Below are 25,691 nucleotides of genomic sequence, written 5' to 3'. Positions count from 1 at the left end.
CCTGGGCCAGTCGGCGGTGGCCCGGGTCCCGCACCAGGGCGCGAAGCGCGGGACGCGCGGGATGCGCACCAGTTCCTCGCGCAGCGGCCAGTGGCTGACCAGCAGGTTGGGCAGGCCCGGCTCCAGCGCCTCCAGCCGGCGCAAGCTCGTTGCCACCAGCGCCCGGCACCAGGCGTCGCGCGATAGATAGGGGTCCGGATACAGGCGGACCTCGTCGACCGGCCAGATGTCGTCAGCCTGCGCCCAGGCGACCGCCTGGTCCGGCCCCATGCCGGGCGGGGCGAAGCTGTAGTCGTAGAGGGTGAACAGCGGCACGATCCGCACCGGCCCGCCAGCACCTGTCCAGACCGCGAACGGGTCCTCGGGCGTGAGCACGCCATGGCTGCGCGCCAGCTCCACCAGTGCCTGGTAGCGGGCCTCGCCACGCAGCTCCGCCTCCTCGCCGACCGCCCAGAGCTCATGGTTGCCCGGGACCCAGATCACCTTGGCGAAGCGGCGGCGCAGGGCGGCGAACCCTTCGCCGACCCGCCGCAGGCTTTCGGCCACGTCGCCGGCGACGATCAGCCAGTCTTCGGAAAAGTCCGGCAGCGCCACCAGCGCGTCGCGGTTGACCGGGCTACCGAGATGAAGGTCGCTGATCGCGAGCAGGCGCATGCGGGCCGATCTGGAGCGGTGGACGAGGTGAGCAGTTGGGGTGGGCCGGCCCCGAATGAACCGGTCCGGCATCGGCGGATGCCGAAGGCAGTGTCGCATTTGCCCCGGAAGGTCCATACTCATTGCCCTCGATGCGCGGGAGGACGACTGGCGCAATCGCAGGCGAGGTAGCGTGGAGCGCATGCCGCAGCCGGCCAACGAGAAGGACAAGGCCCGCCCGGAGCGGCGGCTGGCCGCCATCATGGTGGCCGACGTGGTGGGCTATTCCGGCCTGGTCGAGGCGGACGAGGCCGCCGCGCTGGCTGCCGTGCGCGACCTGCGCAAGGAGGTGATCGCTCCGATCCTGGCCGATCATCGCGGCACGATCGTCAAGCTCACCGGTGACGGCTTCCTGTCCGAGTTCGCTTCGGTGGTCGACGCGGTCCGTGCCGCCGTCGACGTGCAGCATGCGGTGGGCGGGCTGCAGGCGGAGGTACCGCCGGAGCGGCGCATCGTGTTCCGGATCGGGATCAACCTCGGCGACGTGGTGGTCGAGGAGGGCGATCTGTATGGCGACGCGGTCAATGTCGCCGCCCGCCTGGAGCAGCTCTGCCCGCCCGGCGGCGTGCTCCTGTCCGGCGCCGCCTATTACCAGCTCCAGGGCCGAATCGACCTGCCGCTGGACGATGCCGGCCTGCACCACGTCAAGAACATCCGGCGGCCGGTGCAGACCTGGCGGGTGCGCATGGACGGCACACTGCCGCCCGGGCGGCGCTTGCCCGTGCCCCTGCCTCTACCCCGACCCTTGCCCCGGCTGCGCCTGCCGGCCCTGCGCCGGTGGATCGTGGGTGCGGCCACGACGCTCGGCATGGCACTGGTCCTGGTGTGGCAGTTGCCGACGGACGAGTTCGGCCAGCGCGCCAAGCCCACCGTCGCGGTCCTGCCGTTCACCAACATGAGCGGCTCCAGCGCCGACGACTATTTCGCCGATGGCATGACCGACGACCTGATCACCGACCTCGCCAAGCTCTCCGGCCTGTCGGTGATCGCGCGCAACTCGGTGTTCGCCTACAAGGATCAGCCGGTCCTGCTCCGCGACATCGCTGAGGACCTGGGCGTGCGCTATGTCGTCCAGGGCAGCGTGCGCCGGTCAGGCGAGCGGGTCCGCATCAACACCCAGCTGGTCGACCCCCATACCGGCGACCAGCTCTGGGCCGCCCGCTTCGACCGCCAAGCCGGCGACGTGTTCGCCGTGCAGGACGAGGTGATCCACCGGGTGGTGGCAGCCCTGGAGGTGGAGCTGACGCCACCGGAGGAACAGCGCCTCGACCGGTTCCCGACCCGGGACCTGGAAGCCTACGACTATTTCCTGCGCGCCGAGCAGGCCGCCCGGATCGGCTCCAAGCCGCGCCTGCGCGAGGCGCTGTTCTTCTACCAGAAGGCGATCCGGGAGGATCCGGAGTTCGCCGACGCCATGGCGGCGGTCGCCCGGACCGCCACCTATGTCTGGCGCAACGACTATGACGACGTGCTGCCCGGGCCGGTGGCGCGTCAGCTCGCCTACGACATGGCCGGCCGGGCCAGCGGGCTGGATCCGGCGTCGGCGGTGCCCGATGCGGTGCTGGCGATCCTGCAGGTCGTGGACCGGCGCTACGACGAGGCAGTGGCCTCGGCCAAGCGCGCGGTGGAGCTGGGCTCGGGCGATGCCGCAGCCTTTGCGACGCTGGGTTTCGTGCTGATGTTCGCCGGCGATCACGCCGGTGCGGCGGCCGCGGTCGAGCAGGCGCTACGCCTGGACCCGAACCCCGCCACCAGCGACCGGATCACCGCCGGGCTCGCCTTCTCGCTGAACGGCGAGCACGACCGCGCGGTCGAGGTGCTGGAGCGCGGGCATGACGTGGCCGCCCAGCTCGACGACTTCCACCTGGCGCTCGGCATCGCCTACACCCGCGCCGGCCGGCTGGAGGAGGGGCGCGCCGCCGTGGCCGAGGCCCGCGGGATGAGCCCGGCGCTGAACTTGGCCTTCTACCGGATCGTGCTCGACAATTTCCGCAACCCGGCCGACCTCGCCGCCATCCTGGAGGCGCTGCGCGTGGCGGGCCTGCCGCAATGGCCCGGCGGGTTCGAGCCAGGCGAGGCTGTCCAGCTCACCAGTGCCGAGATCTCCGCCGTGGCGCTGGGCCGGACCTGGCAGGGCATGACCGACGAGAACGAGCCGGCGATCCTGCAGATCGACCCCAACGGGCGGATGGCCTACCGCACGCCGCGCCAGTTCCTGACCGGCCATTCCTATGTCGAGAACGGGCTGCTCTGCGAGAAGAGCGACAACGTGCTGATGGGCCGGGCCTGCTGCGGCCCGGTCTACCGGCTGCCCGCCGGGACGCGGGAGGACGGGCTGGACTATGTCTATGCCAACGCTTCCCGCGTCCTCTGGTTCACCGAGGCCGAGTGAGCAGGATCAGCGATAGGGCTCCTGCTCGAGCTCCGCCTTGACCTGCGGCCAGTTGGCCTCGGCCTTGGACAGGTATTCCTCGGGGTTGGAAGCGAACTCGTCGGCAAAGCCCTGGTCGTAGCTGAGGTACAGCTTGCCGTCGACGATCCGCCAGGCATGCGGGTCGATGCTGACCGTCACCCCGTCCGCGGCCATCTCACCCACGCAATAGCCGCCATATTGCGGCGCGTAGCGCTCCGGGTTCTCCATGAACATGTCGCGGTGCTCGGCACTGGCGAAATGCCAGGGCGCGCCCAGCCAGCGATAGGTGAATTCCGGCGAGCCCTTCACCGGCCGACCCTCGGTGAAATAGGCGACCGGATCATAGCCCATGATCGCGACGCCGCCGAAATAGCCGGTGTTGACCGCACTCCCGGCCAGCGCACCGCCGGCCAGAGCCAAGACCCCGGCCGAGACCGCGCCGAAGACACACCCACTCCTCACCCTCGTCCACCACATCGATCCCGCTCCGTCACTTCTGTGCCTCGAGGCATTGCTGATAGGGCGCCTGTCCCATGATGTCCGCCGGCTGGCAGGCGGCACCGTGCTGCACCAGCAGCGTCACTACCTGGTCGTGGCTGCGCCAGAGCGCGTGGGTGAGCGGCGTGTAGCCGTCCCGCTCGGGTGCCTCGATCGGCGCCCCGCGCTCGATCAGCAGCCGGACGACATCGACCGCACCCTCCTGTGCCGCCACCATGAGCGGCGTGACCCCGGCCTTGTTGGCCGCATCGTCGCGCGGTGCCCCGCGCTCCAGCAGCAGGGTCACCACCGGCACGCTGCCGCCATAGGCCGCGGCATGCAGCGGCGTGAACCCGCCGGCATTGCGGGCGACGGGATCAGCGCCATGGTCCAGCAGGATGCGCGCGACGTCCGCCTGACCGGCCAGGGCCGCCAGGATCAGCGGCGTTTCCGCATTGTCCCCGGGCGCGTCGACCTCGGCCCCCGCCTCCAGCAGGCGCTCCGTCGCCGCCACGTCCCCGCTGGTGGCCGCATCATGCAGCTCCCCGGCCAGAACGGGCCAGGCAATACCGGAAACAATCACGGAAATGACGACGCGCCAGAACATGAGCCGTCTCTCCACCTGATCGCGGCAGTTTAACCTCTGGAGACCGTCTTCGGAAGATCAATCTCCGACCATCCGATTGAGCCGGATCTTTGGGCTGCTGCGGCGCGACTGGCGTCCGGCTGCGGTCATCCATCCATGGTCAGGCCTCGATGCCGAAGGCGAAGTCGGCGCGCTGCAGGCCCGTCACCCCTTGGATGGTCAGGCTGGAGGTGTCCCAGGAAACCGGATCGCCCTCGTTGATCGCGGCGAGCATCTCGCTTGTCTGGAGCACGGTCGAATGCTGGCTCCCGCTGTCCTCGATCTCGACGAAGCGGTCGTCATCGTCGAGCACGCCGTTGCCATTGCTGTCGAGGTCGCCGAAATCGAGGTTCCAGACGGGCATCGGCGGCGGGTCGTCGATGATGCTGGCGCTGAACGCGACCCCGATCTGGATGACGTCGCTCCCCTGCCTGAAGTCGATGATGGTGTCCTCGCCGGCAGCGCCGCCATCGAAATAGTCGTCATTGTAGTCGATGAACAAATGCTGGAAGCGATCACCTCCGGTGCCGCCGGTCAGCTGGTCGTTGCCGACCCCGCCGTTGAGCACGTCGTTGTCGCTGCCACCATCCAGGAGATCGTCGCCGAAATGGCCAAAGAGCCTGTCGGCACCGGATTCGCCCACCAGGCGATCCATTCCCCGAGCACCTGTGAGGCCGTCATTCCCCAGGCCGCCATTGGCATAGTTGGCAGCGTCGTCATACTCGAGCTTGGTGACCAGGCCCGTGCCGACCAGCAGGTAGTCATCGCCAGCACCGCCATACAGGATGTCGAAACCGTCACCGCCGCTGATCGTATCGTCACCGCCCTCCCCATGGAGCGTGTCGTCGCCCAGATCCTCGGACCTGGTGCCGATCTGGTCGTCGCCATCGCCACCATGGATCGTGTCGCTTCCTTCTTCTCCCTCGAGAAGGTCAGCGCCGGCACCGCCATGGAGGACGTCGTTGCCAGTGCCGCCCAGGAGTTCGTCCTGGCCGTCCTCGCCATCCAGCCGGTCATGACCGCTCCCGCCGCGAATATGGTCGTCCCCTAGCCCACCCCTGGCGGTATCGTCGCCACGCCCGGCCCAGAGCCAGTCGTTGCCGCTGCCGCCATCGAGCTGGTCGCTGCCGGCATCACCGAACAGACGGTCGCCGCTGCTTTCCCCTGAAAGCCGGTCGTTGCCTTGCCCGCCCTGGAGCTGGTCGCTGCCGCTGCCACCCTGGAGCTGATCGTCGCCATCCTCGCCATAGAGGCGGTCGTCGCCACTCTCGCCCGAGATCAGGTCGTTGCCGGCGTTGCCATGGAGCCGGTCGGGGCCGCTGCCGCCCCAGATCCGGTCGGCGCCATCACCGCCGAACACGCGATCCTCGCCAGCCGAGCCGAACAGCTCGTCGTCCCCGCCCCTGCCACTGATCCGGTCATCGCCGCCCCGGGCATTGATCAGGTCTGCCGCGGCGGTGCCAACCAGGATGTCGTTGCCCGTCGTGCCATCGATGGTCGCCATGCCGCACCTCCAAGGCACTTGCCTCGCAAGCAACAATGCCAGCATCATGATAAATAATGGTTATCCTATTATCTTAGCCAAAAAGTCAAGCAAGCATCCATCTCACTTTGATCCTTCTTCAAAATGATGTCGTCGGCCAGGGACAATTCTTTCCGGACACGTATTGCCCGCAAAGCGAGTATTGATCGAATGCTGGGAGAACGGGACAGCGCGAGGTCGGGGTAGAACCAGCCGAACATGGCGTGTGGCGCACACGACTAGCCGGATGACGACGGCAGGATGGGCAATGAGCCATCCATCCGGCTGCGACCCCGCCGCGGGAGTTGGCTGCTCCGCGCGGCTAGTCCAGACCGGCGCGAGCAAGGCCCTCCACGAGGCGCGCCCGATCCTCGGCCCGGATGAAACCGATTGTCGCCTCGACCGAGGCCCTCGAGGCGCCGGGGACTAGCGTCCGCAAATCCTGGAGCAGCTCCGCGGCCGCCTCGGCGTCGGCCAGTTGACCGGCGCAGGCAGCGCCCATCAGAAGCGGGGTGGGGTGCCCGGGCCGCCAGCGGTGGGCCTCGCGCGCATGCCGTAGCCCCAGCTCATAGCGGGCGGCCTGGAAGTGCGCGAAGGCGTAGAACAGGTCGTAATCACCAAGGAATATCTCGCGTGGGCTCAGCCGTACGGCATGGTCGATGCAGGCCACGGCCTCGTCCGCACGGCCACTGAAGGTGTGCGCGATACTCAGCTGGCCGTGCGCGTAGGCGGAGTTGGGGTTGAGCGCGACCGCCCGGGTGAGGGCCGCCATGGCGAGCGCTTCGTCACGTGTTGCGTAGGCCACCATTCCCTGCGCGAGGTACGCCCAAGGTTCGTCCTTGTCAGCGGCCAGGGCCCTGGCAATGTCGGCCTTTGCCCGCGTCAACGTGGGGCCCATCTCCTCCCAGCCCTGGAAAGCCCGCCACACGACGATCCGGGCCCTCATCCCAAACGCCTGGGCGTAGCCGGGATCGCGGGCAATCGCCCGGTCCAGCAGCGCGAGCGCGTCGCGGCTGCCGGCGTCCGACAACTCGGCGCTCCGGAACAGGGCGCGCACGACGCACTCCCAGGCATCGAGGTCCTGCGGCGTCTTGCGGCCCGCCCTGGCATGCTCGGCGGCCAGGAGTTCGGGCCCGATACAGCCGACGACGCTGGCCGTGATCTCGTCCTGGATAGCGAAGATGTCGTCGAGCGGCCGGTCGTAGTGGTCGGCCCAAAGGTGATTCCCGCTCGCGGCCTCGATGAGCTGGGCCGTCACCCGGACCCGCCTGCCAGCCGTGCGGACACTGCCCTCGAGCACGTAGCGCACCCCGAGTTCCCGGCCGACCGCCCGCACGTCGATAGTCCGCCCCTTGTAAGTGAACATCGTGTTCCGGGCGATCACGAGGAAGCCTTTGAGCCTCGAGAGCGCGGTAGTGAGGTCCTCAGTGATCCCGTCGGCGAAGAATGCCTGTTCCGGATCGGCGCTCATGTTGTCGAACGGGAGCACCGCGATCGACGGCCGGTCGGGCAAGGGTGGTGCCGGTGGCACGATCACACCGCTCGGGACCGCCCGGTACACGCGCACAGGTCGTTCAATGCCCTTGAGCTGCCGCTCACCGAGATACTCGAGCTCATCACGGAGCTTGCCCCGGAGGTGGTCGTGCGCGGTGCCGGAGACGAACACACCGCCGGGATCGCAGAGTTGCTCGAGACGGGCGGCGACGTTCACCCCGTCGCCGTAGAGATCACCGTCCTCGTCGACCACGAGATCGCCGAGGTTGACCCCGATCCGGAAGCGGGTGCAGTCCGCTTCGGCCACCCCCGCCTCCCGCTCGGCCATGCCGCGCTGGATCGCGACGGCGCAGGCGACCGCGTCGACGACAGAGGCGAACTCGCAGAGCGCACCGTCGCCCATGAGCTTGACGATCCGGCCCCGATGTTCGGCCAGGAGCGGCTCGACGAACGACTTGCGATGGGCCTTGAGGCGCTCGAAGGTCCCGCCTTCGTCCCGCTCCATCAGGCGCGAGTAGCCGACCACGTCCGCTGCCAGGATGGCAGCCAGCCGCCGCTCGACTCGAGCTGCTGCCATAGTCTTGCCCTCCAAGAGCCGTTACATGGCCTACCTCTCGCCCATCTTTCGTACCCCCGGCGCACCTTCTCGACGATCTGGTCCGGATCGACGGCCCATGCGAATGGACGCGGGCCGTGGTTGTGCCCGGCCGCGAAGCGGTTGCTCGCCTTCTGGAGCGCCAAGGAAGGGTAACTGCCGCACCGGAGTCGCTGCCGGGCCAGCTTGGAAAAGCAAGCCTCGACCACATTGAGTGAGGAGCAGGAGGTCGAATGAAGTGAAACGTCCAGCGCGGGTGGTGCTCCAGCCAAATCAGCATTTCAGTATGCTTATGGCTGCCATAGTTGTCGAGGATGCAGTGGACCAGCTTGCAGGCCGGTACCGCCACCTCGGCCGCATTCACCAGGCGGATGAACACCTGGTGGTGAAGCTCCTACGTGCACCGGCCGAGCACCTTGCCATCTAGTCCCAGCGGCCCTGGTAGGAAAAGGTCGGGAGCCGCCAGCGGCCCCAGATGGCCAGCAGGCGCAGTGCCAGGCCAAAGGCGAAGCTGATCGCGGTGTTCAGGTCGGTATCGACACCGAGGGCATGCAGGCCGAGGAACAGGACGCAGACGGCCAGCGAGACACTGGCATAGAGCTCGCGCTGGAACACCACCGGCACCTGGTTGCACAGCACGTCGCGCAGGATGCCGCCGCAGATGCCGGTGATCATGCCGGACATGACGACGACCACGCTCGGATAGTCCATCGCCATCCCGACGCTGCAGCCGATCAGCGAGAACGCGATCAGGCCCATGGCGTCGAGTACCAGGAAGAGGCGCTTCAGATTGTGCATGAAGGACGCCACCACCGGGGTCAGCAGCCCGGCGGAGATCACCAGGTAGACATATTCGGGGTGCTGGGTCCAGCCGATGGGGAACCGGCCGAGGATCAGGTCCCGGATGGTGCCGCCGCCCAATGCCGTGACGAAGGCGATGACCGCCACGCCGAAAATGTCCATGTCCCGTCGCCCGGCCGCCAGCGCGCCGGACATCGCCTCGGCCGTGATCGCGACCAGGTAGATGACGAACAGGACGGATTCCGAAGGCAGGAACGGGTACATGGGAGAGGTTCCGGGTAGAGCCAGGACACGCTGTGCCTGCGGATCCTGATGCGCCTCTCCCGCCGTCCGGTCAGCCGGGCGTTGCGGTCAGCATCCCCGGAACGATCGTGCGCGGTCGCACCTTCGGCAAGGGGGACGCCAGCTCCATGCCAGCCTTCATGACGGAGCTGCCGAACGGATGGCGCATCTTCGCCGCACCGGCCGGCAGAGCACACCAAATAACGGAAAAGTCCCCAGAAAATCGAACAGGCCGCCTCCCCAAAGGGAAGCGGCCTGCCGAGATACTGCGTCAGTGTCCTGTTACGGACGAGACTGGAAAGACGTCAGTTGCTCACGAAGAACGTGACCGACATCGTCTCGGCAGTAACGGACACCCGAACGCTCGACATCGGATCACCTCCTTTCCTGGTTGCCAACTGACCTCACTCGACCATGAGTTCCGGTCATTGTCAACTTCCAGGTGAGTGCCGATTGCGTGATTGCCGCTTTCCGGCGTCGATGGCCGGGTCTATCTGGTCGTTCGGCAACAGGGAGGCAGACGGTGAACAAGGCCTATGTGGCCGGGACCCTCGACACCAAGGGCCCGGAGCTGCGCTATCTGCGCGACCTGCTGGTGGCAGCGGGCGTGCCGGCGGTGCTGGTCGATGTCGGCACCACCCGGCCGGGTGAGGGCGCCGACATCACTGTCAGCGAGGTCGCGGCCTGCCATCCGGACGGGGCGGATGCCGTGTTCACCGGCGATCGCGGCAGTGCCGTGGCGGCGATGGCCGAAGCCTTCGCCCGCTTCCTCCAGGGCCGGGCCGATCTCGGCGGGGTGATCGGCGCCGGCGGCTCGGGCAACACCACGATCGTGTCGGCGGGGATGCGCGCCCTGCCGGTGGGCCTGCCCAAGGTCCTGGTCAGCACGCTGGGCTCAGGGGACGTGCGCCCCTACGTGGGTGCCTCCGACATCTGCATGATGAACGCGGTCACCGACGTGCAGGGAATCAACTCGATCAGCCGCACGGTGCTGGGCAACGCCGCCCATGCTCTGGCCGGCATGATGCAGCACCGCGTCCCGGCACCGGAAGTGGCCGACAAGCCGGCGGTCGCCCTGTCCATGTTCGGGGTGACCACGCCCTGCGTGCAGGCGGTGGCCGCAGCTTTGGAGGATCGGTTCGACTGCCTGGTGTTCCATGCGACCGGCACGGGCGGCCAGGCCATGGAGAAGCTGGTCGACAGCGGCCTGGTCCGCGCGGTGGTCGATGTGACCACGACCGAGATCGCCGACGAGCTGGTGGGCGGCATCCTCAGCGCCGGACCGGAGCGGCTGGATGCGGTGATCCGCACCGGGGTCCCCTGGATCGGCTCGGTGGGCGCCCTCGACATGGTGAATTTCGGCCCGCGCGCCAGCGTCCCGGAGCGCTTTGCCAACCGCCAGCTCTACGTCCACAACCCGACCGTGACCCTGATGCGCACCACGCCCGAGGAGAACGCCCGGATCGGCGCCTGGCTGGTGGCGAAGATCAACCGGATGACCGGGCCGGTCCGCTTCCTCCTGCCACTGGGCGGCGTGTCGGTGATCGACGTGCCGGGCATGCCGTTCCACGACCCGGACGCCGACCAGGCCCTGTTCCAGGCGATCCGCACCGGCTGGCAGGAGGCACCCGGCCGGCAGCTGATCGAGCTGCCCCATGCGCTGAACGACCCGGAGTTCGCCGCCGCCCTCGTCGACTGCTTTCACCAGATCGTCCGCTGAAGAGGCCTGCCATGCCCCGTTTCGAACGTGCCGCCCTGCTCGAGCGCTTCCGCGCCCTGATCGACCAGAAGATCCCGATCGTCGGCGGCGGCGCCGGCACCGGCCTGTCCGCCAAGTGCGAGGAGGCCGGCGGCATCGACCTGATCGTGATCTACAATTCCGGCCGCTACCGCATGGCCGGCCGCGGCTCGCTGGCCGGCATGATGGCCTACGGCAATGCCAACGACATCGTGGTCGAGATGGCACGCGAGGTGCTGCCGGTGGTGAAGAACACCCCGGTGCTGGCCGGGGTGAACGGCACCGACCCGTTCATGATCCGCGACAAGTTCCTGCGCGACCTGAAGGATCTGGGCTTCTCCGGCATCCAGAACTTCCCGACCGTGGGCCTGTTCGACGGCCGGATCCGGGTGAACCTGGAGGAGACCGGCATGGGCTACGGCCTGGAGGTCGATCTGGTCCGGGCCGCGCATGAGCAGGACCTGCTGACCACGCCCTATGTGTTCAACGAGGACGAGGCGGTGGCGATGACGCAGGCCGGCGCCGACATCATCGTGGTCCATTTCGGGCTGACCACCGGCGGCGCCATCGGGGCGGAGACCGCGGTGAAGCTGGAGGACACGCCCGGCCTGATCGACCAGTGGGCCGAGGCCGCGCGCCGGGTGCGCAAGGACGTGATCGTGCTCTGCCATGGCGGCCCGATCTCGGAGCCGGAGGACGCGCAATACGTTCTGTCCCGGAGCCGGCAGTGCAACGGCTTCTACGGCGCCTCCTCGATGGAGCGCCTGCCGACCGAGCGGGCGCTGACCGAGCAGACCCGCAGGTTCAAGGCGGTCACCTTCGGCGGATAGGGCAACGGACAGGCGATTGGACAGCAACCAGCGAATCGAGCCGTTCTGGAAGAGCCTGGTCGGTGCCGGCCGGTCGGTCTGGACGCTGCTCAGCCGCCGGCAGCGCTGGCAGGTGGCGCTCGTGGTGGTGCTGGTGTCGCTGGGTGCCGGCCTCCAGGCGATCTCGCCCCTGGCGCTCGGCCGCGCCGTGGACGACCTGACCGCACATGATGCGGCCGGCGCCGGTCTCGCCGTCGTCGCCTACGCCCTGCTGCTGGGCCTCGCCCGCATGTCCCGCCATGCGATGTTCTACCTCTATGGCGGGGTGATGCGCTTCGTCGAGCGCAGCATGGCGCAGCAGACCTATGCCCATGTCCTGGACCTGCCGCACGCCTTCCATCTCGGCCGCCGTACCGGCGAGCTCAACCGGGTGGTCTCGGATGGCCTGCTCGGCTGGCGGCGGATCCTGGACGCGATGGTCCACTCGGTGCTGCCCTTCGCGGTGGAGGTCGGCGCCACCCTGGCCGTGCTGCTCACCGTCGACATCCCGCCCGCCATCCTCCTGGTGCTGCTGGGCTTCATGCTGGCCTACGGCTTCGTGTTCTACCGGGGCCTCGCCCGCCAGCGCGCGCAGCACCTGGCGGCCTCCACCGGCGATGCCGCCGCCATGGGCGTGGCGACCGATGCGCTGCTCAACCACGAGACGGTGAAGCTGTTCGGCCGCGGCGATTGGGTGGTCGGCCAGTTGCGTGCCTCCCTGGAGCAGGGCAGCCTCGCCTGGCTGCGCTACTACCGGACCACCGCCGGCAACGGCATCCTCCTGGCGCTGATCTTCGCCATCGCCATGGGCCTGGCGCTGTGGCTGGCGGCGCGGGAGACGATGGCAGGCCGTCTCACGCCCGGCGGCTTCGTCCTGATCAACGCCTATGTCCTGCAGGTGATCGGCCCGGTCGAGCGGCTGGGCCACATGGCGCGCGAGTTCACCCAGGCCCTCGACCTGACCCACCGGCTGCGGGCACTCCTGGGCGAGCCTACCGAGAGCCTGCTGTCCGCCGGGACGCGCGACCTGCCGCCGGGCGGGCCGGTGGCAGTGCGGGCACGAGGCCTGACCTTCGGCTACGACCCGCGCCGCCCGGTGCTGCGCGGCATCGACCTCGACATCCCGGCGGGGCGCACGCTCGCCGTGGTCGGGCGCAGCGGCTCGGGCAAGTCGACGCTGGCCCGCATGCTGTTCCGCCTCTACCAGCCGACCGGCGGGACGATCACGATCGACGGCATCCCGATCGGCGAGATCCGCCTCCCCAGCCTGCGCGACGCCATCGCGGTGGTGCCGCAGGACACCGTGCTGTTCCACGACACGCTGGAGAGCAACGTGGCCTTCGGCCGGCTGGGCGCCAGCCAGGCCGAGATCGAGGCAGCTGCGCGCATCGCCGGGCTGGACCGGGTGGTGGCGGCCCTGCCCGATGGCTGGGCCACGGTGGTGGGCGAGCGCGGCCTGCGCCTGTCCGGCGGCGAGAAGCAGCGCGTGGCCATCGCCCGCGCCGTCCTCAAGCACCCGCGCCTGTTCGTCCTGGACGAGGCCACCTCCTCGCTCGACACGCGCACCGAGCGCGCCATCCAGGAAAGCCTGAACGCCGCCGCCCAAGGCGTGACCACGCTGATCATCGCGCACCGACTTTCCACGGTGCGCGACGCCCACGAGATCATCGTGCTGGACGAGGGCCGGGTGATCGAGCGCGGCACCCACGCGCAACTGCTGGCCAGGGGTGGCGCCTATGCTGCGCTGTGGCGCGTCCAGCAGCAGGAGGATGCGGTCGAGGCATAGTAGCCGCACTGGCGTGCGTCAGGAAGCTGGCGACGGACGGCGTGTGGCTACCGTCCGGCCGTGATCACATAGGCGCTGATCTGGCCGGCAACCGGCCCCGGGCCGTATCGCGCGGCGATCGCATCGGCCGCGGCTTGGGTCGCCGCGTCCAGGGCATCCGCGCCATGGGTCTCGATCTCGTTGTGCATCGGCGTGCCCTGGCAATAGCCGATGGCGACCGAGAGTGCGTCGGGTGCTCGGCTCTCCAGCGTGAGGCGCTCGACCCTGGTCGTGCCGAACCCCGCGGCTCCGAGCTGCGTCTCCAGGGCCTGGGTGTCATGGTGCCCGTGCGGCGTGCGCGCCAGGAACATCGGCGGATCATCCGGGTACAGTGCTGCGACCGCCCGCACCACCACGTCCGCGAACTCGTTCGTCTCGATCCGGTCCCAGACGCTGAGCAGGAAGTGCCCGCCGGGTCTGAGAACCCGCGCGGCCTCGGCAAACGCGCGCGGCTTGTCCGGAAAGAACATCGCCCCGAACTGGCACACCACCCCATCGAACATGCCGTCGGGGAACGGCAGCATCTGGGCATCCGCCTGCCGCCAGGTGACCCGGTCGGACACGAGCCGGCTCGCCGCATGATCGAGCATCGGCTGGTTGAGGTCGGTAGCGATGATGGCGACGTCCTGCGGCAGGGCGGACGCCAGGGCGCGGGTGAGCACGCCCGTTCCGGCAGCGGTCTCCAGCACATTTCCGGCCCGCAGGTCCGCCAGCCTGGCCGCCAGATCATCCGCGTACGGCGCGAAGATCATCGGCGCCAGATATCGGTCGTACAGAGCGGGAATGGAGCCCCGGAAGACCCGATCGGTTTCCATGCCGACAGCCTCCGCCGCTAGCGCCGCCGCAGATTCACCACCGGCCTAGGCTATGGCAGGCACCGACCATCGATACGAGCCCCGTGAAGGCGCTGGCACGGGCGATCCAGAGATCGTGAGCGCCTTGCCCGGAAGACACCTCGCCCTGCGCCACGGCCGGCCCGGGGTCGCCGGCCGGTTCCAGCCCCGGATCGCCCGCATCTGCCTGGTGCGCCGCTCAGTTCATCCCGTCCGGCACCAGCAGGAACTCGGCCACGTTCTCGCCGTTCACCATCAGGACCCGCTGCCGGCTGACCGCGTCGACCGTCCAGTTGTCCAGCCGATCGCCGCGCCGCACCCGGACATAGCTGCCCTCGCTGGAGACCAGGAGCGCGAACACCCGCCCGTTCTCCTCGACCGTGCCGATCAGGCGGTAGCGGTCGCGGATATTGTCCTCCGGCGGCGCCTCGGCCACCTCGGTCGGGAACGGCGCGACCGACGGCTCGGTGACGGGAACCGTCGGGTGGCGGGTCGCGGCGAACAACGGGCGGTCGACCATCGCGGTAAAGGTCTCGATCGGCGGCAGCGCGCGCAGGGCGTTCCCGGGAGCCGGCTCCGCCGGTGCCTGAGCGGCCGGCTGGCCGCCGCGGCTGACCGCGGTCACCGCGGCCTCGTCCTCGCCGCTGGTCCACCACAGCCAGGCCAGGACCGGCAGGGCCAGCAGGATCACACCGAGTGTGACCGGGCTCATTCCCTTCATGACTGCGGCTCCGGCTGGCGCATCCAGCCGACGATCTCGGCGGCCACCTGGATGTCGCCCTGCCAGACATTGGACGGGTCGTCGGGGCTCTGCTCGGCGGTGATGTCCAGCCGCTCGACCAGGAGCACCGGCGAGGAGGTCTCGATCCGGTAGAGGAACTCGCGCAGCATCACCGAATCGCCGGTGAAGGTGACCCGGATCGGCACGGCCACGAAGCGCTCCTCCTCGCGGGTCGGCAGGAGCTCGACCGAGCGCAGCTCGCCGCCGGACACCACCACGGCGTTGCCGGTCAGCTCCTGGATGATGCCACCGGCCAGCGACGGGCTCTGCGCCTCGATCGTGCCCTGCACGTCCGGCACCGCCTCGCTTCCGGCCTGCTGCGCCTGGTTGGCCAGACCGGCATGGATGGCCCGCACGCGCTGGTCGATCGTGGCCAGTTCCTCGTGCTGCCGGTCGATCAGCCAGAGCGGCACGAGGATCATCGCAGCGGCCAGGCCCAGCAGCGCCAGCAGGATGGCCACGGCCGCGGCCCGGCTGGCGGCGGGGGTGGCGACGAGTCCGGTCATGGCGCGCCTCCCTCGGCGGGCTCGCCGGGATCGTCCATGTCCGGCACGGCCGCCTCGGGACCGGCGCCCGGCGCGGTCATCCGGGGCAGCTCCGCACCGCCCGGCCCCATCTCCAGCCCGTCTTCCCCGAGCGGGCGGACCTGCGCGTCGGCGGCGAGCTGAGCGGTCAGGGTAAAGCGGTCGACCTGCAGGCCGAACAGCTCCGGCGCCACCGAAGGCCCGCGCGTGCTGGAATTGCCCAGTGCGGCATTGCCGAAGCGCGGGTCGGCACCGATCAGGGCCAGCACGCGTGGTGCCTCGCTGGCCTCGCCGGTCAGCGTGATCTGGTTGCCGGCCAGCTCGAAGCGCGACAGCCAGGCATCGTCCGGCAGCCCGCGGGCGATGATCTCCAGCGCCACCAGCGACGATGGCCGCTCGGCCCGCCTTGCATTGAGGAAGTTGGCATCCGCCAGCGCCTGCAGCCGCTCGGCCTGGGCGAGGTCGGCCTCCTGGCGCCGCTCGACCAGGCGCTGCTCCTGGGTGCGGCGCTCCTCGACCAGGGCCGAGCGCTGCCAGATGTCGTAGGCCAGCACGAGGGTGACCAGCGGCACCAGGGCCGCCACGGCGATGCACGCCATCAGCCCGAGCCGCGAGCCGCGCCGGCCCTTGCCCTGGAGGAGGTCGACGCGCGGCAGCTCGTCGACATGGACGCCCGCCACGTCGATCACCGCCGGCTGCAGCTCGAAGCCGGAGAGCGTGCCGAGCAGCCGGTCGATGACCTCGCGCGGTGCGAAGGTGGCCTCGATCCGGATCTTGCCGGTCTCGGCTGCGCGGCCGACCACCCGGGCGTCATAGGCGACCTGCTCGGGCGTCCAGGGGGTCAGCACGTCGACCCGGTGCGCCAGCACGTCCTGGAGATGGCGCTCGGCCGCCGCCGGCAGCTCGTCCAGCGTGACCAGCCCCTCGCTCGCCGGCAGGCGCAGCACCACCGGCATCCTGCTCCGGCGGATCCGTTCGGCCAGCTCGACCGACTGCTCGTCCGGCACCAGTCGGGGCTCGGCCACGCCGCGCTTGACGTCGATCCGGCTGGGCCGTGGCAGGTCGAGCCGGCCGAGATCGACCGCGTCGTCGGCGCCCCGCCGGACCATCACCCGGAAGCCCACGCCGTCATAGAGCAGGATCACCGCCTTGCGCAGCAAGGGGTCGCGGCGCCGGCGCGGCAGGAACCCGCCGAGCTCCCCGGTCCACCACTGCCAGAAGCGCTGGAAGCCGCCCTCCGTGCCGGTCTCGTCCAGGGTAGCCGTGCTCATGACGGCGTCCCGCTCTGGCCCGGTGCCGACGGTGGCGGCGGCGCGTCCAGGGTCTGGCGGTCCAGGATCACGAAGGGCAGGCGCTGGGCGCTCTGTGCGGCGGCGGCTTCGGCACCGGCAGCCGTGACGGCCACCGGCGTGTCGCCGCTCTCCCCGGCATCGGCCGCGGCACCGGCGTCACCACCCCCCTGGCCATCCTCGAAGGCCAGGAGGAATCGGTCGGTCCGGCGCAGCAGCCCGTCGATCGTGGCCTCCACTGTCAGGCGCATGACCTGTCTGGCGGCACCCGTCGCGTCACCCTCCTCTCCGCCTTCCTCTCCGGGCTCCGGCTGGGTGCTCGGATCCTCCGCGATCTGGGCCAGCACCTTGGACAGCTCGGCCGGTGACTTGGCCCGCGCCTCGGCGATCATCTTCTTCTGCGAGCTCGACAGGAACGGCAGCACGTCGATCAGTTCCTGTCGGGCGAACTTCAGCTCGATGTTCGGCGCACCGGTAGCGGTGGTGAGATAGGGCCGCACCCGCTCCGCGATGCTCGGATCCATGTCGGTGGCCGCCAGCCAGGCGTCCACGCTGACGAACGGCCGTGGGGCCGAGCCGATCACGGCGCCGGCCCGGCTCGCCCGCTTCTTGCCTGCCTCGGTGACCTCGATCGCGCGCGTGGCGAGCTGGCGATCCGCGATCTTCTCCAATAGGGCACGCAGGACCCTGGGGTCGCCACGGTTCACGTCGATCCTTCCCATCTCCGGTTCCGCATGCAGGTACAGGCTGACCCCGTCCGCCACCACCCGGTTCGTCATCGCACGGCCGGACAGCATCATCGCCTCGATGCCATTGCTCGGCTCGATCGCCGGTTCCCCGGAGGCATCCGACAAGGAGCGCGTGGCCTCGCCGCTGCCCATCGTATCGCCCCCGTCGTCGAACCCGCTGTCCAGGCCTTCCCCGTCGTCGGCCAGGGCGGCACTGGTCTCGGCGTCGGCCTGGGCCTCGGCATCGGCGTGGGCCTCGGCATCGTGCGCGGCAGCCTCCGCGCGCTCGCGCTCCTCGATCTCCCGGCTGCTGCGCAGCTGGTTATAGAGCATCTGGGCGACCTCGCCGTCGATCGCGGCACTGGCCCTCAGGCGCGCCTCGGCCATGTTGACCTCCAGCGAGCCTTCGCGGACCCGGCCGGAGAAGCCCAGCGCCATCACCGCGAGCACGCCGGTCATCCAGATCACCACCAGCACCGCACTGCCCCGGCGGTCGCGCATCATAACGCACTCCCCGACAAGAGCCGGCACTCGACCCGCTGCTCGCCGCAGATGGCGGCACCCCGCACCGGGAACGGCGCCACGATCTCGGGCATCGGCAGGGCGCCCGGGCTGGTCATGGCGAGTGCCACCGCCTGCGGGAGGTCGGTGGCATTGGGCGGCCAGGCGGCGACCCAGGCAGCGGGGCGCTCGGTGCGCACCGCGCCGAAGTAGCGCAGCGCATAGCGGCCGCCCCGGTGCAGCACGATCGGCGCCTGGGCTTCCAGGGCCTGCAGCGCCTCGGTCGGGTCCTCGCCGACCGGCACCTTGCGCAGGAGCAGTTGGGCCACCCCGGCCAGGTCGTCGATCTCGAGCTCGACCAGCTGGAGCACCGGCGCCGGGCGGCCCTCGGGCTGGATCGCGATGAAGCGCAGCCGGTCGGGGCTGGCCTCGAACACCGGCTGGAGCCGGCCGTTGCGGTCGGGCACGTAGGGCCGGGCCCGGCCGACCTCGCGCACCAGCAATTGCTGCAGGTCGACCGCCGCGGTGAGCGCGGAGGTGCGCGTGTCGCCCTTCAGGATCGAGAGGTTGGTCGAGCCCAGCGCGCTGGTGACCACGGTGGCGAGCACCGCCAGCAGGGTCATCGCCACCAGCAGCTCGATCAGGGTGAAGCCGGCCTCAGGGTGACGCATCGTCGCCTCCGAACCCGCCCCTGCCAAAGCCGCTGTTCCCGCCAGAGCCGCCATCGCCAAAGCCGCTGTCACCGTCGCCGAACGAGCTGCTGCCCTCGCCGAGGCCGCCCGCCTCGTCGTCGTCCGCATCGTCGCCAAACCCGCTCCCCGGGCGGGTCGCCTGCTGCGGCACGGTACGCAGGCGCTTGGTCTGCACCGAGAGCTGGCGGCCGTCCGGCCCCTCCACCGTCACCACGTAGCGCACCAGCTCGAGCTGGCCCTCCTGCGGCTCGTTCTCCTCCGGATCGTCGCCGATTGCCGGCGGGCGGGCCGGCAGATCCTGGATCCGCTGGCGATCCAGCCGCCAGCGCAGCTCGCCCTCCACCCCGGTCTGCAGCGGGAGCGGCTTTGCCAGGTCCAGGTCGATCCGCTGCAGGATGCGCTCCGCTTCCAGCACCAGGGCAAGGCGCCCCTCGTCGTAGCTGGTGCGGCGCAGGCCGCTGGCGATCCCCTCGAACAGGACCGCCACCACCAGGGCCAGCACGGTGAGCGCCACCAGCACTTCGAGAATGGTGAAGCCGGCGTCTGCCGGCCGGCCGAACGGCCCGCCCGCGATGGCTGGCTCAGCCTGCATGGTCTTCCACGATCCGGATCCGCCCGGTCACGGGCGACACCAGGAGATGGCGCGCCTCGACATCGTTGCCGACCAGGAGTCGCGCGGCGGACGCCTCGCCGCTCGGGTAGAACAGCACGGCATCGCCGGTGCCGCCGGCCAGCTCCAGCCGGGTCGGCTGCCCCTTGAGCCGGACCGTGCCCACCCGCCGCTCCACCGGGTCGACCCGGCACAGGACCGGCCGGCCCTCGACCTGCGCCTGGCCGCGGCAGTTGACCAGGGCCCGGCGCGCGTCGGCAGCCGCGGTGCCGATCCCGCCGCCCAGATAGGCGCTGGCGCGCACCGCCACCCAGCCGGTCGCGAAGCCGAGGATGACCAGCACCACCAGGAGCTCGAGCAGGGTGAAGCCTGCCTGGGCGGGGGCAATTCCGTCAGCGGGCGATGTTGCCGACGTCCGCCGCATCGCCCTGTCCTCCCGGCGTGCCGTCCGAGCCGAGCGAGCCCAGGTCGAACGGACCGCGTTGGCCGGGGGCACGGTAGACATAGTCGCGCCCCCAGGGATCCTTCGGCAGCTCCGGCTTGCTCAGATAGGGCCCCCGCCAGGTCGATACGCCCGAAGGTGCGGTGACCAGGGCCGTCAGGCCCTGCGCGGTGGACGGATAGTTGCCGTTGTCGAGCTTGTAGAGTTCCAGCGCCTGGCTCAGGTTCTCGATCTGGAGCTTGGCGGTGTCCGAGCGCGCGCTCGACAGGTAGCCCAGGACCCGCGGCCCCGCGAGTGCTGCGAGCAGGCCGAGAATGACCAGCACCACCAGGAGCTCGATCAGGGTGAAGCCTGCATCCGGGCGGCGGTGACGGCGACGATGGGGCATGGACGACGGGTTCCCGAAGAACTTGGCGGGGCGACGCGCGCATATGGCCAATTCGACCGGGCTTGGGCAAGGGCGGCGCGCACTCGGCTCAGCCCCTGTCCGGCTCCACCGGTACGCCCGCGCAGAAGATCTCGCCGATCGTGCCATTTGCGTCGACCACCAGCATATCCGCACGCCGGCCCGGCGCGATCCGGCCGCGATCGTCCAGGCCCAGATAGTCCGCCGCCACCGTCGAGGTGCGCAGGGCGGCCTCCGCGAGCGGCAGCCCCAGCGCCAGGAGATTGCGCAGGGCCTGGTCCATGGTCAGCACGCTGCCGGCCAAGGTCCCATCCTGTAGCCGGGCCGAGCTCCCGTCGGAAATCACATCATGGCTACCCAGGCGATAGTGGCCGGGCGGGCAGCCGGCGGCCGCCATGGCGTCGGTGATTGCGTAGAGCCCCGGAATGGCGCGGCGCGCCAGCAGCAGCATCTCCGGATGAACGTGGAGCAGGTCGGGGATGATCTCGGCGTGGCTGGCGTGGCCGAGTGCCGCCGCCGCCACACCGGGCCGCCGGTGGTCGGCGCCGGTCATCGCGTTGAACAGATGAGTGAAGCCCGAGGCGCCTGCCGTGAGCGCCGCAAGACACTGGCCGGCATCGGCAAGACTGTGGCCGATCTGCACGCGCGTCCCCAGATGGCTGAAATGCGCGATCAATTGGTGTGTCGGATCCTGTTCTGGTGCTATGGTGGCGACGATTATGGGTGCGAACTCGATCAGCTCCCCGATCAGGTCCAGGTCGGGAGGTATCGCGAACGGCGGTTGCGCGCCCAGCTTGTCAGGATTGATGAAGGGCCCTTCCAGATGTACGCCCGGCAGGTCGGCTTGATCCGGCGCGCCCATGCGCATGACTTCGGCAATGCCGGCGAACGCCTGGACGATCGCTTCACGCGGCGCCGTGACGGTGGTCGGCAGGAGCGTGGTGGTGCCGTGGCGCAGGTGGAACGCCGCCATGGTCCGGACCGCCTCCGCTCCCGCCATCACGTCGGCGCCGGCGCCACCGTGGCAATGCGGATCCACGAAGCCCGGAATCACGTAGCGGCTGCGATTCGCGCCGGAGTGCGGCACGACTGCCTCGATCCTGTGGCTGAAACGCACCAGTGCCGGCTGGAACTGGTTTCCGACCAGCACGAGGCCATCGATCGGGGGTGAAGATGGTTTCATCTAGGGCCGTCGCTCGCTCGTCTGGGGGATATTGTCATTCCCGCTGGAGCCTCCGGCGCGCAACGGTCGTTGCGTGCCGCCGGCGGTTCCTGCCGATCGACTCTTCACCGAGGTCTCCGGATGGTCCGGTGATCCACGTCAACCTGCGCTGACGACAAAAAAACAATCATGCTGCCCTTCTCTCGCGCCGACCTCGAGCGGCTCTATCACCCGGCGACCTGGAAGCGGGGGGAAACTCTCCAGGAACAGGGTACGGTCGTCGAACTCGATGTCGAGCGCGACGGCAAGACCATCTCCGGCAAGGTCAAGGAGGCTGACCGCCGGGTGCCCTATCTCGTGCGGATCCAGGTGCAGAACGGACGCGGCGGACGCGTGAAGGTCTCCTCGACCTGCACCTGCATGATCCACACCCAGTGTGAGCATGCGGTGGCGATGCTGCTGCACGCCCTGCACAAGACCGCGGCGCCTGAGCCCGAGGAACAGACTGTCGCGATCGACAGCGAGACCGAAGCGTGGCTCGCTGCCATGTCCGGCACGAGCCGGGCCAGCGATTCCGACAACGACGTGGTGCTCTACCTCCTGGAGCCGGCGCAGCGCTCCTGGCGCGACCTGGGCGTGGCCCAGCCGGTCAGCGTGCGGACCTCGCGCGCCCGCCGGCTGCGCGACGGCATGTACGGCCGGGACAACTCGGTCTCGATCAGCCAGATCGCCAGCGACGACGCCCCGCGCTTCGTCACGCTGGAAGACCAGGTGATCGGCCGGCTCCTGGCCGGCGTCCCGGGCAATGTCCGCCGCCTGGCCGGGCCTACCGACGGCGAGGTCCTGCGCATGATGCTCGCCACCGGCCACTGCCACTGGCAGAGCAGCAGCAACCCGGCCCTCACGCTCGGCGAGGACCGGCCGGGCAAGGTGGTGTGGCGTTTCAACGGCGAGGGCCAGCAGCGCGCGCTGTGCGAGCTGGACGGGGCCGACGACGACACGATCATCCTGAACCTGGGCCAGCCCTGGTATGCCGACCTGAAGAACGGCGTGGTCGGCAAGGTCGAGACCGGCCTGGACGTCCGCCCGCTCCGCCACCTGCTGAACGCCCCGGCGATCCCGGCGATCACGGCCGGCCTGGTGCGCCAGAAGCTGGTGGCCGCGGTGCCGGACATCCCGCTGCCCGAGCCCTTGAAGAAGCGCGAGCGGATCGAGGTGGCGCCGACCCCGGTGCTCCACCTGCACTGCCCGCGCGTCCAGGTGCAGCGGGGCCTCGGCTGGAACAAGGAGATCGAGGACGTCGACCTGCCGCTGCTCCGCCTCTCGTTCGACTATGCCGGCGCGCAGGTCGGCTGGCAGGACGGCAAGACCGAGATCAACCATGTCTCGGACAACCGCCTGCTGGTGATCCCGCGCGACGCACTGCTGGAAGTGCCTTATGTCGAGCGCCTCAACGCGCTGGGCCTCCAGCCGCTGGGCCCGACCGGGCTCGGCAAGTTCGCCGACCCGTCCTGCCGCCAGGACTTCACCTTCGAGGAAGGCGAGGAGGACGACGACCTCAGCTTCCGCTGGGTGCAGTTCAACCACCAGGAACTGCCGCGCCTGGTCCGGGAAGGCTGGAAGGTCACCTTCGGGCCGGAATATCCGTACCGGGTCGCCAAGGTCACCAATGGCTGGCACCTCGATGTCGTGGAAAGCGGCATCGACTGGTTCGAGGCCAAGGTCGAGATCGACGTGGACGGCGAGCGCCTGCCGCTGCTGCCGGTGATCCTGGAGCTGTTCGAGCGGGCGCCGGAGAGCATGTCGCCGTCCGCCCTGGAGGAGGCCGGCGAGGAGCCGATCTACGCCAACCTGCCGGACGGCCGGATCCTGCCGATCCCGGCCGAGCGCCTGGCCGCGATCCTGCGCTCGCTCTACGAGCTGCTGGCCGCGGGCAAGGTCGACGAATCCGGCACGCTCAAGCTCAGCCGGGCCGAGGCGACCCGCCTGATCCAGCTGGAAGACGAGCTGCCCAAGAACACGCTGGTCTGGAACGGCGGCGAGAGCATCCGCCAGCTCGCCCGCCAGCTCACCGCCAACGGCGAGCTGCCCAAATGCATGCCGCCCAGGCAGCTCAAGGCCGACCTGCGCCCCTACCAGAAGCAGGGCCTGGACTGGCTGCAGTTCCTGCACCACGCCAACATCTCCGGCGTGCTGGCCGACGACATGGGTCTCGGCAAGACGCTCCAGACGCTCGCGCACATCGCGCTCCTGAAGGAGCAGGGCAAGCTCGACAAGCCGGTGCTGATCGTCGGGCCCACCAGCCTGATCCCGACCTGGCGCTCGGAAGTGCGCAAGTTCGTGCCGCACATCCGGCTGCTGGTCCTGCACGGCCAGGATCGCCACGACCTGTTCGAGCACATCCAGGACTATGACGTCGTCCTGACCTCCTATGCCCTGCTGCTGCGCGACAGCGACGAGCTGCTGGCCCGCGACTGGCGGCTGGTGGTGCTGGACGAGGCCCAGGCGATCAAGAACCCGACCACCAAGCTCGCCAGGACGGCCTACAAGATCAAGGCCGACCAGCGCCTGTGCCTGACCGGCACGCCGATCGAGAACCATCTCGGCGAGCTCTGGTCGATGTTCAACTTCCTGATGCCCGGCTATCTCGGGGATCGGGAGAATTTCCGGAAGGTGTTCCGTACTCAGATCGAGAAGGACGGCAACCAGGAGCGCCAGCAGCTGCTGGCGGCACGCGTCCGCCCGTTCATGATCCGTCGCACCAAGGACCAGGTCGCCCAGGACCTGCCCGAGAAGAACGAGATCATGCGCGAGATCGAGCTGACCGATACGCAGCGCGACCTCTACGAGACCGTCCGCCTGGCCATGCACGCACGCGTGCGGCAGGAGATCGCCGAGCGCGGCCTGGCGCAGTCGAACATCGCGATCCTGGAAGCGCTGCTCAAGCTCCGGCAGGTCTGCTGCGACCCGCGCCTGCTCAAGAGCGACAAGGTGGACGGGTTCGGCCTGTCCCAGTCGGCCAAGCTCGACCTGCTCTCGAGCATGCTGCCCGACATGATCGAGAATGGCCGCCGAATCATCATCTTCTCGCAGTTCGTCGAGATGCTCGACCTGATCGAGAAGATGCTGACCGAGATCGACATCGACTTCGTCAAGCTGACCGGCCGCACCAAGGACCGCGAGACCCCGGTCAAGCGGTTCCAGGCCGGCGAGGTGCCGATCTTCCTGATCAGCCTGAAGGCCGGTGGCACCGGCCTGACGCTCACCCGCGCCGACACGGTGATCCACTACGACCCGTGGTGGAACCCGGCCGTAGAGGCGCAGGCGACCGACCGCGCCCACCGCATCGGCCAGGACAAGACGGTGTTCGTCTACAAGCTGATCTCGTCCGGCACGGTCGAGGAGAAGATGATCGAGCTGCAGCAGAAGAAGAAGCAGCTCGTCGACGGCATCCTGACCGGCACCGCCGGGAGCATGAGCTTCTCCGAGCAGGACATCGACCAGCTGTTCGCACCGCTGGAAGCCTGATCTCCCACGCCGCCCGTCCCGGACTTCCGGGCGGGCGGCGATCCTCAGCGCGCGGTGAGGAGCGGCCTGGCGCAAGGGACGCCCAGCGCCTGCGCCAGGGCCCTGGTGAGCAGGGGCTTGTACTCGATGGTCAGGTGGCTGGCGTCCAGGAACATCCGGGCTGGCCAGGCTGCGCGGTGCGCCGCTTGGTCGAAGTCGATGACGCAGTGCCGCTCGAGCAGTGTCAGGTAGCCTGCATACCGCTCGGCGAAGCTCGTCCGGTAGAGCTCCGTGGTGCGCGGATGGACCGGCGGGTTCAGCAGGACGACGGATACGCCGCGGTCCTGGGCCTCCTCGAGGGTGTCCTCGAGACTGACCAGTTCCTCGCCCGGCCAGGGCCGGCCGGCGATCTCGCTGCGCGCGCGGCTGAGCTGGTAGGTGACGATGTCCTGGTCGCCCGTGTCCATCTTCGGGTCCTCGAAGCCGATCCCGAGCCAGGTGGCGCGCAGCACGAGATAGGACGCCTGCAGGCTCTCGAAGGTCAGCATGTGCCGCAGCGGCGCGCCGACCATGTCGATCGTGCGCGGGATGTCGTTCTCCGCCCCGGCGATCAGCCGGGCGAACGGCATGCCCCAGACGATCTGCGCCAGGGGATGACGCTTCATCACATACGTCACCAGGTCGATCGTTTCCGCCAGCCCGGCCCCGCCATAAGCGAGGCTATACCAGGGCCGCCGGGTCAGCCGGGTGAGGTCGTCGGCGTCGATCTGGTTGGTGGTGCTGTCGCCGATCAGGACGGAGACCCGTTCGCCGGCATGGTCGGCCATCCAGTGGTCGAAGGCGATCAATTTGAACAATCTTCTGTTGAGCGTGTAGGCCGGCTTGCCGGCGACAGAGCTCTCG

General features: G+C 69.4%; 22 protein-coding genes. 5 read left to right on the top strand and 17 right to left on the bottom strand.

Annotated features, from left to right (window positions below):
• Nucleotides 1–654: metallophosphoesterase (locus VNS22_RS21390; protein ID WP_325736067.1), on the bottom strand; the 654-nt coding region annotated here is incomplete at its 3' end.
• 181 nt (nucleotides 655–835) lie between these two features.
• On the opposite strand from VNS22_RS21390, the gene VNS22_RS21385 reads away from it, so the two are divergent.
• Complete coding sequence (locus VNS22_RS21385) at nucleotides 836–3,085, top strand: adenylate/guanylate cyclase domain-containing protein (protein ID WP_325736069.1); 2,250 nt, start codon at nucleotides 836–838, stop codon at nucleotides 3,083–3,085.
• A gap of 6 nt (nucleotides 3,086–3,091) precedes the next feature.
• On the opposite strand, the gene VNS22_RS21380 is transcribed toward VNS22_RS21385, so the two are convergent.
• The 5 genes from VNS22_RS21380 to VNS22_RS21360 form a co-directional block, all read right to left on the bottom strand.
• Nucleotides 3,092–3,568, bottom strand: coding sequence for a YHS domain-containing (seleno)protein (locus VNS22_RS21380; protein ID WP_325736065.1), 477 nt, complete (start codon nucleotides 3,566–3,568; stop codon nucleotides 3,092–3,094).
• A gap of 28 nt (nucleotides 3,569–3,596) precedes the next feature.
• A complete protein-coding gene (locus tag VNS22_RS21375) occupies nucleotides 3,597–4,190 on the bottom strand; it encodes an ankyrin repeat domain-containing protein (RefSeq protein WP_325736063.1) in 594 nt (197 codons plus the stop codon).
• 139 nt (nucleotides 4,191–4,329) lie between these two features.
• Complete coding sequence (locus tag VNS22_RS21370; RefSeq protein ID WP_325736061.1) at nucleotides 4,330–5,712, bottom strand: calcium-binding protein; 1,383 nt, start codon at nucleotides 5,710–5,712, stop codon at nucleotides 4,330–4,332.
• Between the two features lie 340 nt (nucleotides 5,713–6,052).
• Nucleotides 6,053–7,801 carry an adenylate/guanylate cyclase domain-containing protein gene (locus tag VNS22_RS21365; protein ID WP_325736059.1) on the bottom strand — a complete coding sequence of 583 codons (1,749 nt, stop codon included), beginning with the start codon at nucleotides 7,799–7,801 and terminating at the stop codon, nucleotides 6,053–6,055.
• 441 nt (nucleotides 7,802–8,242) lie between these two features.
• Entirely contained in the window at nucleotides 8,243–8,884 is a 642-nt protein-coding gene (locus VNS22_RS21360) for a trimeric intracellular cation channel family protein (protein ID WP_325736057.1), read from the bottom strand.
• A 541-nt stretch (nucleotides 8,885–9,425) separates the two neighbouring features.
• Here VNS22_RS21360 and VNS22_RS21355 point away from each other — a divergent pair.
• From VNS22_RS21355 to VNS22_RS21345, 3 genes are read left to right on the top strand one after another with little or no spacing between them, the layout of a single operon-like run.
• Nucleotides 9,426–10,622 (top strand): Tm-1-like ATP-binding domain-containing protein, encoded by a 1,197-nt coding sequence (locus VNS22_RS21355; RefSeq protein WP_325736055.1) that lies wholly within the window; start codon nucleotides 9,426–9,428, stop codon nucleotides 10,620–10,622.
• 11 nt (nucleotides 10,623–10,633) lie between these two features.
• Nucleotides 10,634–11,470: a phosphoenolpyruvate hydrolase family protein gene (locus tag VNS22_RS21350; protein WP_325736053.1), complete on the top strand. Its 837-nt coding sequence runs from the start codon at nucleotides 10,634–10,636 to the stop codon at nucleotides 11,468–11,470.
• Between the two features lie 16 nt (nucleotides 11,471–11,486).
• A complete protein-coding gene (locus VNS22_RS21345) occupies nucleotides 11,487–13,274 on the top strand; it encodes an ATP-binding cassette domain-containing protein (protein WP_325736051.1) in 1,788 nt (595 codons plus the stop codon).
• Between the two features lie 47 nt (nucleotides 13,275–13,321).
• Here the strand turns inward: VNS22_RS21345 and VNS22_RS21340 are convergent, their stop codons facing one another.
• The 10 genes from VNS22_RS21340 to VNS22_RS21295 form a co-directional block, all read right to left on the bottom strand.
• Nucleotides 13,322–14,128 carry a class I SAM-dependent methyltransferase gene (locus VNS22_RS21340; RefSeq protein WP_325736049.1) on the bottom strand — a complete coding sequence of 269 codons (807 nt, stop codon included), beginning with the start codon at nucleotides 14,126–14,128 and terminating at the stop codon, nucleotides 13,322–13,324.
• 217 nt (nucleotides 14,129–14,345) lie between these two features.
• Entirely contained in the window at nucleotides 14,346–14,867 is a 522-nt protein-coding gene (locus VNS22_RS21335; RefSeq protein ID WP_325736047.1) for a hypothetical protein, read from the bottom strand.
• Nucleotides 14,864–15,433 carry a type II secretion system protein GspM gene (gene gspM, locus VNS22_RS21330; protein WP_325736045.1) on the bottom strand — a complete coding sequence of 190 codons (570 nt, stop codon included), beginning with the start codon at nucleotides 15,431–15,433 and terminating at the stop codon, nucleotides 14,864–14,866. The genes VNS22_RS21335 and gspM overlap by 4 nt, the downstream gene beginning before the upstream one ends.
• Complete coding sequence (locus tag VNS22_RS21325; RefSeq protein ID WP_325736043.1) at nucleotides 15,430–16,722, bottom strand: PilN domain-containing protein; 1,293 nt, start codon at nucleotides 16,720–16,722, stop codon at nucleotides 15,430–15,432. The genes gspM and VNS22_RS21325 overlap by 4 nt, the downstream gene beginning before the upstream one ends.
• The gene (locus VNS22_RS21320; protein ID WP_325736041.1) at nucleotides 16,719–17,969 is read right to left on the bottom strand and encodes a hypothetical protein; all 1,251 of its coding nucleotides are present in this window, start codon (nucleotides 17,967–17,969) and stop codon (nucleotides 16,719–16,721) included. The genes VNS22_RS21325 and VNS22_RS21320 overlap by 4 nt, the downstream gene beginning before the upstream one ends.
• Nucleotides 17,969–18,640 (bottom strand): prepilin-type N-terminal cleavage/methylation domain-containing protein, encoded by a 672-nt coding sequence (locus VNS22_RS21315; RefSeq protein ID WP_325736039.1) that lies wholly within the window; start codon nucleotides 18,638–18,640, stop codon nucleotides 17,969–17,971. Before VNS22_RS21315 ends, VNS22_RS21320 begins: the two co-directional genes overlap by 1 nt.
• The gene (locus VNS22_RS21310; RefSeq protein WP_325736038.1) at nucleotides 18,627–19,253 is read right to left on the bottom strand and encodes a PulJ/GspJ family protein; all 627 of its coding nucleotides are present in this window, start codon (nucleotides 19,251–19,253) and stop codon (nucleotides 18,627–18,629) included. The genes VNS22_RS21315 and VNS22_RS21310 overlap by 14 nt, the downstream gene beginning before the upstream one ends.
• Nucleotides 19,243–19,695, bottom strand: coding sequence for a prepilin-type N-terminal cleavage/methylation domain-containing protein (locus VNS22_RS21305; RefSeq protein WP_325736036.1), 453 nt, complete (start codon nucleotides 19,693–19,695; stop codon nucleotides 19,243–19,245). The genes VNS22_RS21310 and VNS22_RS21305 overlap by 11 nt, the downstream gene beginning before the upstream one ends.
• Nucleotides 19,664–20,101, bottom strand: coding sequence for a type II secretion system major pseudopilin GspG (gspG, locus tag VNS22_RS21300; RefSeq protein ID WP_325736034.1), 438 nt, complete (start codon nucleotides 20,099–20,101; stop codon nucleotides 19,664–19,666). The genes VNS22_RS21305 and gspG overlap by 32 nt, the downstream gene beginning before the upstream one ends.
• An 88-nt stretch (nucleotides 20,102–20,189) precedes the next feature.
• Entirely contained in the window at nucleotides 20,190–21,302 is a 1,113-nt protein-coding gene (locus tag VNS22_RS21295) for an N-acetylglucosamine-6-phosphate deacetylase (RefSeq protein WP_414653410.1), read from the bottom strand.
• A 168-nt stretch (nucleotides 21,303–21,470) separates the two neighbouring features.
• Here VNS22_RS21295 and VNS22_RS21290 point away from each other — a divergent pair, with 168 nt between their 5' ends.
• Nucleotides 21,471–24,809 carry a DEAD/DEAH box helicase gene (locus VNS22_RS21290; protein ID WP_325736030.1) on the top strand — a complete coding sequence of 1,113 codons (3,339 nt, stop codon included), beginning with the start codon at nucleotides 21,471–21,473 and terminating at the stop codon, nucleotides 24,807–24,809.
• Between the two features lie 44 nt (nucleotides 24,810–24,853).
• On the opposite strand, the gene VNS22_RS21285 is transcribed toward VNS22_RS21290, so the two are convergent.
• The coding region (locus VNS22_RS21285; protein ID WP_325736028.1) for a hypothetical protein at nucleotides 24,854–25,691 on the bottom strand (838 nt) is incomplete at its 5' end.

Origin of the sequence: Geminicoccus sp., assembly GCF_035556675.1 — a bacterium.
Classification (GTDB): Bacteria; Pseudomonadota; Alphaproteobacteria; order Geminicoccales; family Geminicoccaceae; genus Geminicoccus.
This window is presented reverse-complemented; position numbering and strand designations above follow the sequence as displayed.